Origin of the sequence: Lacisediminihabitans sp. (genome assembly GCF_036404185.1) — a bacterium.
Taxonomy (GTDB): Bacteria; Actinomycetota; Actinomycetes; order Actinomycetales; family Microbacteriaceae; genus Lacisediminihabitans.
Genome location: NZ_DASWPB010000211.1, coordinates 1 through 7,987, shown reverse-complemented (window position 1 = coordinate 7,987; position 7,987 = coordinate 1). Strand labels below are relative to the sequence as shown.

The following is a 7,987-nucleotide window of genomic DNA, read 5'->3' as shown; positions in this document are numbered from 1 at the left end:
CGGCCTCTTCGACGTCTCCTTCCTGAAGTCGTACAGCAAACCGCTGCTGGCCACGTCCACGGACGGCGTCGGCACCAAGGTCGCCATCGCCCAGGCCATCGACAAGCACGACACCATCGGGTTCGACCTCGTCGGCATGGTCGTCGACGACATCGTCGTCGTCGGGGCGAAGCCGCTCTTCATGACCGACTACATCGCCTGCGGCAGGGTCGTCCCCACCCGCATCGCCGACATCGTCGCGGGCATCGCTCGCGCCTGCTCGGAGACCCGCACCGCGCTGGTCGGCGGCGAGACGGCCGAGCATCCGGGGCTGCTCGGTCCCGACGACTACGACGTGGCCGGCGCGGCCGTCGGCGCGGTGGAATCGGATGCCCTGCTCGGAGCCCATCTCGTCGGCGACGGTGACGTGGTTGTCGCCCTCGGTTCGTCCGGTCTCCACTCCAACGGGTACTCGCTGGTCCGGCACGTCCTCGCGGAGCGGAAGATCTCCTACACGGAGCGGTCTGAGGAGCTCGGCGGCCAGGTCGGCGAGGTGCTGCTCGAGCCGACCAGGCTGTACACGGCTCCCCTGCTCCGGCTGATCTCCGATCCGCGCCTCGGCTCCTCGGTGCACGCCCTCAGCCACGTCACCGGCGGCGGCATCGCCGCCAACCTCGCCCGCGTGCTGCCGGTCTCCAGCTGGGTGGAGGTCGACCGGTCGACCTGGACGCCGCAGCCGGTGTTCCAGGTGCTGTCCTCCTGGGGAGGGATGCGCCTCGAGGAGACCGAGGGCACCTGGAACCTCGGGATCGGCATGATCGCGGTCGTCGCGGCCCATGCCGTCGACGGCATCATCGAGAGACTCGCGGTGGACGGCATTCCCGCCTGGGCGGTCGGGACGGTCTCGACCTCGGCGCGCGATCTCGACGGATTCGAGCAGGGGGCGAAGGGCGTCAACGGCGGGGCCGTGCGCCTGGTGGGCGGCTACCGCTCCTGAGAGTAGACGGGACGGTCAGGCGGTCTTGTTCTGCCCGGCCTCGAACTCGTCTTCGGTGTCGTAGTCGTCGGCGTAGGGGTCGACCGGGGCGCTGAATTCGGGCCATTTCTCCAGATCGGCCTCGAGTTTGGGGTCGACGCTGGCACCGGTCACAGGATGCGTGAGTTCACGCTCGAGCGCGTTGTAATTGGTGTCCGGGCTGAAGTACTTCAGCTCCCGGGCGACCTTGGTGTGCTTTGCTTTTTGACGGCCGCGCCCCATGGCTTGACCCCCTCACGATTCCTGCCCGAGCGATCGATGGAGTTGTAGGTAACAACTGCTCGGGATTGACCAACAAGGAACTACAAAAACTAAAGCCCAACTTTAGCATGCGAGGTTGCACGGCCATTGTGCTCTTCCCGGGAAGAGTGGCCACGAGCACAGAAACGACGGCTAACGTTGAGCCGTGACATCCTCGACGACGCATCCTTCGGTCGTGGTGATCGGTGCCGGCCAGGCTGGGCTATCGGTGTCCTTCTATCTCAAGCGGCTCGGCCTCGAACCGGGCCAGGACTTCGTGGTGCTGGATCGCGGTCCGGGAACCGGCGGAGCCTGGCAGGGCCGCTGGGAGGCCCTGCGTGTCGGTTCCGCTCACCGGATCAACGATCTGCCGGGCATGGACGCCCTCGGCATCAGCTTCGAGACGGCCGACCGCACCCTGCCGGCCAAGGACGTCGTCGCGGACTACTACCGGCGCTACGAGGAGCACTACGACCTCCGGGTGCAGCGCCCCGTCGAGGTCAAACGCGTCTTCAACCGCGGCACCGGTCTCGTCGTCGCCTCCGCCGACGGTCGCGAGGTGACCACGGAGGTCGTCGTCAACGCGACGGGGACCTGGGGGTCGCCGTTCATCCCCTGGTACCCGGGGATGAACGAGTTCCGCGGCCGGCATCTGCACACCACCGACTACCGGTCGGCGGAGGAGTTCGAGGGCCAGAGTCTCGTCGTGGTGGGCGGGGGTACCTCGGCGATCGGCTTCCTGCTGGAGCTCGAGGGCGTTGCCGCCGAGCTCACCTGGGTCAGCCGGCGCCCGGTCGAGTTCCTCGACGAGGGCGAGTTGAACCTCGAGGCGGGGGCGGCCGCCGTCGCCAAGCAGGACGAGGCGGCCAGGGCTGGCCGCGCCCTGCCCAGCATCGTCAGCGGCACGGGCGTTCCGCGCACCCGCCGCATGCAGTCCGCGATCGACCGGGGGCTGCTGGTCGCAAGGCCCATGTTCTCCTCGATCGAGCCGGACGGCGTCCGCTGGTCGGATGGCGGCTTCCAGCGCGCGGATGCGATCCTCTGGGCCACCGGCTTCCGCCCGGAGCTGCGCCACCTCGCCCCGCTCAAGCTACGGGAGAAGGAGGGCGGCGTCTCTGTCGGTGCCGGCGCCTCCTGGAAGGACCCGCGAATATTCTTCGCGGGGTATGGGCCCCAGGCGAGCACCATCGGCGCCAATCGCGCCGGCAGTCAGATCGCGCGCCAGGTCGTGGCGATGCTGTCCCACCTCTAGCGGAGGCCAGACTCCCGACCGATCGGGCTATCCGACCTGGACGGGAGCGCCGGAGGCGTCGGTGACCTCGCCGTCGGCGTTCACCGAGATCGAGACATCCGCCCCGGCGAAGCGCAACCCGTGCACCGAGAGCGATCCGAGCAGACCGCTCGGGCTGACCCCGAGCGCCCCCGCCTGCGCGTCCGGCTTCAGGCCGAGCAGGCTGCCGAGGACCGAGACCGATGCCGCCGCCGACCAGGCCTGGGGGCGGCAGGCGGCGGGGTAGGGGACGGGCATCGCGAAGTCCGTCGCCGGATCGCCGGAGTGGAGTTCCGGCATCCGGTAGTCGAACGCGGATGCCGCCGTCAGCAGGCCGGAGATGAGCGAGGCCGCCTCCTCGGCGAAGCCCTCGCGGACGAGCCCGGAGATCGCGATCGCGGTGTCGTGGGTCCAGACGCTTCCGCCGTGGTAGCTGAGCGGCCAGTAACCGGCCGAGTCGGTCGACATGGTGCGCAGCCCGAATCCGGAGTCGAGCTGCGGGGAGGCGAGCCTGCGCGCGACGAGCGCCGCCTGTCGGCGGTCGAGCAGCCCGGTCCCCAGCAGGTGGCCGAGGTTGCTCGTCACGGTGTCGACCGGTTGTTTCCGCGCGTCGAGGGCGATCGCGGGATAGGCGCCGGACGCATCCTCGATCCAGAAGCTCTCCTGGAACCTCTCCCGCAGAGCGGCCGCCCAGGAGCGCCAGTCCTCTGCGCCGTCCTCGCCGAAATGCTCGAGCAGGTCCGCACCGTGGACCGCCGCCTCATAGGCGTACGCCTGCACCTCGCACAGGGCGATCGGGCCGTCCGCGAGCCGTCCGTCGCGCCACTGGACCGAGTCGCCGGAGTCCTTCCAGCCCTGATTGGCGAGGCCGTGTCCGGTGGAGTCGATGTACTCCAGCAGACCGTCGCCGTCCGCGTCGCCGAAGTCGCGCATCCATTCCAGCGCGGCGACGGCGTGAGGGAGCAGAGCCGCCACCTCGTCGTCGGGAAGTCCCCAGCGCCAGGCGTCGTGCAGCAGGCACACCCAGAGCGGCGTCGCGTCGACCGTCCCGTAGTACAGCGGCGGCAGCGAGATCTCCTCGCCGGGGATCTCGAGTGTCGCCCGCCTGAGCTCGTGCATGATCTTGCCCGGCTGCTCGGCGGTCTCCGCCACCGACCGTCTGCCCTGCAGGCCGGCGAGGGTCCGCAGCGTGTCCGCCGCGAGCGCGGTGCCCAGGGGGAGCATGAAGCGGGCCGCCCAGATCGAGTCCCTGCCGAAGAGGGTGAAGAACCACGGCGCGCCCGCGGCGAGGAACTGGGACTCCGGGTCGGCGGACGTCGTGAGCCGGAGGGCATCGAGGTCGTCGAGGGCGGTGGCCATCCAGCGGGAGAGCCGGTCGTCCGCCGCCGACAGCACGGGCACCGACCAGCCGGCGTCGCCGGTCGCCCCTCGGACGACCGCGGCTCGATCGACGGCGTCCAGCGCCCATCCGACGGCGACGGAGCCCTTCGCCGGAACGGTGACCTCCCAGGCGATCTCGAGCCGGTCGTCGGTGGTCAGGCCGAGCGTGGCACCCGGCGCGGACAGGGTCGCGGAGACGGAGTCGTTTCCCCAACTGGCGGACTCGCCGTCGACGGCGATCGCGACGGGAGCGACGGGGAGGCCGGCCTTCACGGCGTCCATGCCGGCGAGGTCGGCCTGCAGGCGGAGCACGACCCTGAGGTCGACCTCCTCTCCCAGGGCCGATTCCAGCCGCAGGAGCTCGATCGCGCCGCTCGTCGTCACGGTCCGCCGGCGCACCACCCGGATCCGCGGGTCGGCGATCCCGTCGTCCAGGTGCCGCAGCAGGGCGACGAAGGTGACGGCGTCGGCCCCATGGGGGATCGTCGCGATGTGCTCGCCCGCGCCGCCCCCGTAGTCGGCCTCGAGCGCGGAGACGAGCCGGACATCCGAGAGGTAGATGCCGTGGACCGCTCCCCCGATCGAGCCCGTCGGAGACGACCAGACCTGTGCCGGTGCGCGCAGGATGACGGTCTCGTCGTGCAGGAGAGGCTGGTGCATGGGAAGGACTCCTCGTGGGGGCGGTGTGCCGCTATTCCTTGACGGCGCCATCGCTGGTGTTCATGATGCGTCGCTGGAAGATGAAGAACATGACGGCGACGGGGATCGTCATGATCGCCGCGGCCGCGAGCTTGATTGGATACTGCGTCCCCTGGCTGAGCTGGCCGGAGGCGAGGGAGGCGACGCCCTTCGTCAGGGTCGTGAGCCCCGCCGACTGCGTCGACACGATGAAATGGCTCAGCTCGTTCCACGACCCCTGGAACGAGAGGATGACGATGGTCACCAGTGCCGGCCTGGCCATCGGCAGCACGACCGACCAGAACACCCGGAAGGTGCCGGCGCCGTCGATCCGGGCCTGCTCCTCGACGCTCGGCGGAATGGATTCGAAGAAGTTCTTCATGATGAAGATGCCGGCCGCGTCCGTGAGCAGCGGCACGATCATCCCGGCGTAGGAGTCGTAGATGCCGAGCTGGTTGATGACCAGGAACTTCGGGATGAGCAGGACCACGTTCGGGACCGACATGACGGCGACGAGCCCCGCGAAGATGACGGTGCGGCCGCGGAAGTGTAGGCGGGCGAGGGCGTAGCCGGCGAGCGAGTTGAAGAACACGCGCCCGAGGGTGACGACGACGGTCACGATGGCGGAATTCTTGAACCAGATCGGGAAGTCCGAGTTGAGGAACAGTTTCTGATAGGCGGCCGTGGTGAAGGTGGCCGGAATCAGGGAGAGGGGGTCGATCGCGGCATCGGATTCGGTCTTGAACGAGGTCGCGATGTCGATCAGGAACGGGAAGATGTAGACGATCGCGAGGACGACCAGCAGGGCGTAGAGGACCGACCGGGAGACCACCTGGCCGGCGGACGGCCTGGCGCGGCGGCGAAAGGTCCGGATCTCGGCCGGTTTCATGGCGACACTCACGGGTCAGTCCCTTCTCGTCGGTGTGGCGGCGACGACCGTCGCGCCCGGTCCCGCGCCCGTGGGCGGCGGGACCTGATAGAGCCGCATCCGCCGCCTCGACACCGCGCGCTCGGCGAGGATCCAGCGCTGGAGCAGGGTGAGGACGACGATGATGACGAAGAGCAGGAACGCGATCGCCGCGCCCTGTCCCCATTGCTGGTTGTTGAACGCCGCCTGATAGGAGAGGTAGGCGGGTGTCAGGGTGGTCTTGCCCGGTGCGCCCCTCGTGCCCGTGTAGATCTGGTCGAAGACCTGCCAGCAGCCGATCAGGCCGAGCGTCAGCACGGTGAACAGCGTCGGCCGCAGCTGGGGAAGGGTCACCCGCCAGAAGCGTTGCCAGCCGTTCGCGCCATCCATCATCGCCGCCTCGGTGATCTCCCCGCCGAGGTTCTGCAGCGCCGCGATGAACAGCAGCATGAAGGTTCCGCTGGTCGTGAAGATGGCCAGGAGGACGAAGGCGAACATGGCGACTGAGGGGCCGCCGAGCCAATCCCACCAGGAAACACCGAGGGCCGTATGACCGGTCAGCAGGCCAGGGCCGGTCGCGACTCCGAAGTGGAAGATGCCGTTCGGATCGTTGAACCAGTTCGGACCGTCGAGACCGACGTAGGAGAGCAGCTTGTTGACCGCACCGGTCGAGTTGAACAGGAACAGCCAGAGCACGGTGATCGCGACAGAGCTGGTCACCGAGGGGAAGTAGAAGGCGGTGCGGAAGAAGCCCCGGCCCCTGAGGATCTGCCGGTTGACGAGCACGGCCAGGACCAGGGCGAGTGCGGTCTGCAGCGGGACGACGAGCACGACGTACCAGGCGTTGTTCTTGAGGGAGGTGCCGAAGTCCTGTTCGGCGAGGCCGCCTCCGCTCAGCAGCGCCGAGTAGTTCTTGAGACCGACGAAGTTGACGCCACCCGAGAACGGGCTTCCCCGGCCGCTCCAGTCGGAGAAGCTTACCCAGAGCGCCATGAGCACCGGAATGACCAGGAACAGGCCGAGCAGGATGAGCATCGGAGCGGTGAAGAGCCACCCCGAGGCAGCCTCGCCCGTGCGGATGCCCGAGGCCCGCCGGCCGCGTGCCGTTCCGGGCCGGAGGGTGGGCTGTCTCGAGGTGGTCGACATGATCTTCTACTTCAGCAGCGCTTCGAGGTTCTTCTGCGTCGCCTCGAGGATCGTCTTCGGGTCGCTCGTCGCCAGGCTCTCGATCTTCGAGTTGAAGTCGGTCACCACATCGGCGGCTCCCTTCGCGGTCGGGACGCCCTTGGCATAGTCCGCTGCGTTCAGGAACGGCACCAGCGCGGGGTTGGCCTTCTTCCATTCCGTGGCGGCCGACTGGATGGACGGCATCGGGCCGAAGGCCTTCGAGAAGGCGAGCTGGTCGTCCGCGCTGGTCAGCTTCTCCACGAGCTTGAGGGCGGCCGTCTGATTGGGGCTGTCGGCGGCGATGCCCCAGCAGTTGGTGAACTGCAGGGTTCCCTTGCCCGCCGGGCCGGCCGGCAGTTCGGCGATCGTGTACTTGACGTTCGGGTAATCGGCCTGCATGCCCCCCGTGATCCAGTTGCCCTCGATGGTCATCGCTGCGAGGCCCTTGCCGAACGCCTCGCCGCCCCAGCCGGCACCGACGTCCTTGGCGAACTTGAGGGTGCCCTCGTTCTCCATCTTCTTCACCTCGGTGAGCGCGGTGACGTTGGCGTCGCTGTCCGCCGTCGCTGTGGTGCTGTCGGCGTTCATGAGGTTGCCGCCGGCCTGGGTCATGAATGCGCCGATGCGGGCGTACTCCCCGCCGATCGACAGGCCGACGTGCTCTGGGGTGGTGAGCTTCTTGCTCACCGATTCGAGCTGGTCCCAGGTGGTGGGGATGTCGGAGTCGGTAAGGCCGGCCGCCTTCCACATGTCGGTGTTGATCTCGAGGGCGAGGGTCGAGAAGTCCTTCGGCGCGCAGTAGAACTTGCCGTCGTAGGTGAAGGACTTGACGAGGCTCGGATAGAAGTCGCTCTTGTTGGAGAGCTGATCCCCGTAGGCGAGGAGCGAGCCGTTCGAGGCGTATCCGGCCAGCGCATCCGTCGACAGGTAGAAGACATCCGCCGGCTTGCCGGAGGAGAAGCCCTGGGCAAGCTGCTGGTTGAGGTCGCTCGCGACGTTCACGGTGGCCTTGGTGCCGGACGACTTCGTCCAGTCGGCGACCGCGCTGTTCACGGCCTTCGTCTCCGCGTCTCCGCTGGAGCCGATCAGCACCGTGAGGGCCTTCTTCGACGTGGTGAGACCGCCGCTCGAGTCGTCGCTGCCGCTGCTGAAACCGGAACCGCACGCGCTCAGCGTGAGCGCTCCGATTGCAGCCACGGCACCGGCGGTCAGCCAGCGGGTTCTGCTTCGTTGCATGGTCTTTCTCCTTGGGTGAGGGTGCCGCGGATGGCGCGGCGAGGGATCAGTCGGATCGGGAAAACACGTCGGGACGTCTCGAAGCGCGCGGACG

At 68.4% G+C, this 7,987-nt stretch carries 7 protein-coding genes; 2 read left to right on the top strand and 5 right to left on the bottom strand.

What is annotated here, in order from left to right; genetic code table 11:
* Positions 1-976: phosphoribosylformylglycinamidine cyclo-ligase (gene purM, locus VGC18_RS15085; RefSeq protein WP_331098873.1), on the top strand; the 976-nt coding region annotated here is incomplete at its 5' end.
* 15 nt (positions 977-991) lie between these two features.
* Here purM and VGC18_RS15080 read toward each other — a convergent pair.
* Positions 992-1,237 carry a DUF3073 domain-containing protein gene (locus tag VGC18_RS15080; protein ID WP_331098871.1) on the bottom strand — a complete coding sequence of 82 codons (246 nt, stop codon included), beginning with the start codon at positions 1,235-1,237 and terminating at the stop codon, positions 992-994.
* A gap of 184 nt (positions 1,238-1,421) precedes the next feature.
* Here VGC18_RS15080 and VGC18_RS15075 point away from each other — a divergent pair, with 184 nt between their 5' ends.
* The gene (locus VGC18_RS15075) at positions 1,422-2,507 is read left to right on the top strand and encodes an NAD(P)-binding domain-containing protein (protein ID WP_331098869.1); all 1,086 of its coding nucleotides are present in this window, start codon (positions 1,422-1,424) and stop codon (positions 2,505-2,507) included.
* Positions 2,508-2,534: 27 nt separating this feature from the next.
* Here VGC18_RS15075 and VGC18_RS15070 read toward each other — a convergent pair whose 3' ends face one another.
* Genes VGC18_RS15070 through VGC18_RS15055 form a run of 4 tightly spaced genes read right to left on the bottom strand, consistent with a single transcriptional unit; the run spans position 2,535 to position 7,893 of the window.
* Positions 2,535-4,565: a glycogen debranching N-terminal domain-containing protein gene (locus VGC18_RS15070; RefSeq protein WP_331098867.1), complete on the bottom strand. Its 2,031-nt coding sequence runs from the start codon at positions 4,563-4,565 to the stop codon at positions 2,535-2,537.
* Positions 4,566-4,596: 31 nt separating this feature from the next.
* On the bottom strand, positions 4,597-5,472 hold the full coding sequence (locus tag VGC18_RS15065) for a carbohydrate ABC transporter permease (RefSeq protein WP_331098875.1): 876 nt from the start codon (positions 5,470-5,472) through the stop codon (positions 4,597-4,599).
* Positions 5,473-5,487: 15 nt separating this feature from the next.
* Positions 5,488-6,636, bottom strand: a complete 1,149-nt coding sequence (locus VGC18_RS15060; RefSeq protein ID WP_331098865.1) for a sugar ABC transporter permease — start codon at positions 6,634-6,636, stop codon at positions 5,488-5,490.
* A gap of 6 nt (positions 6,637-6,642) precedes the next feature.
* Complete coding sequence (locus VGC18_RS15055) at positions 6,643-7,893, bottom strand: sugar ABC transporter substrate-binding protein (protein ID WP_331098863.1); 1,251 nt, start codon at positions 7,891-7,893, stop codon at positions 6,643-6,645.
* Between the last annotated feature and the right edge of the window lie 94 nt (positions 7,894-7,987).

Bases quoted from the DNA above. Each gene is read 5' to 3' on its own strand.
- VGC18_RS15060 (WP_331098865.1), bottom strand. From the start codon at position 6,636: ATGTCGACCACCTCGAGACAGCCCACCCTCCGGCCCGGAACGGCACGC.
- VGC18_RS15080 (WP_331098871.1), bottom strand. From the start codon at position 1,237: ATGGGGCGCGGCCGTCAAAAAGCAAAGCACACCAAGGTCGCCCGGGAG.
- VGC18_RS15055 (WP_331098863.1), bottom strand. From the start codon at position 7,893: ATGCAACGAAGCAGAACCCGCTGGCTGACCGCCGGTGCCGTGGCTGCA.
- VGC18_RS15065 (WP_331098875.1), bottom strand. From the start codon at position 5,472: ATGAAACCGGCCGAGATCCGGACCTTTCGCCGCCGCGCCAGGCCGTCC.
- VGC18_RS15070 (WP_331098867.1), bottom strand. From the start codon at position 4,565: ATGCACCAGCCTCTCCTGCACGACGAGACCGTCATCCTGCGCGCACCG.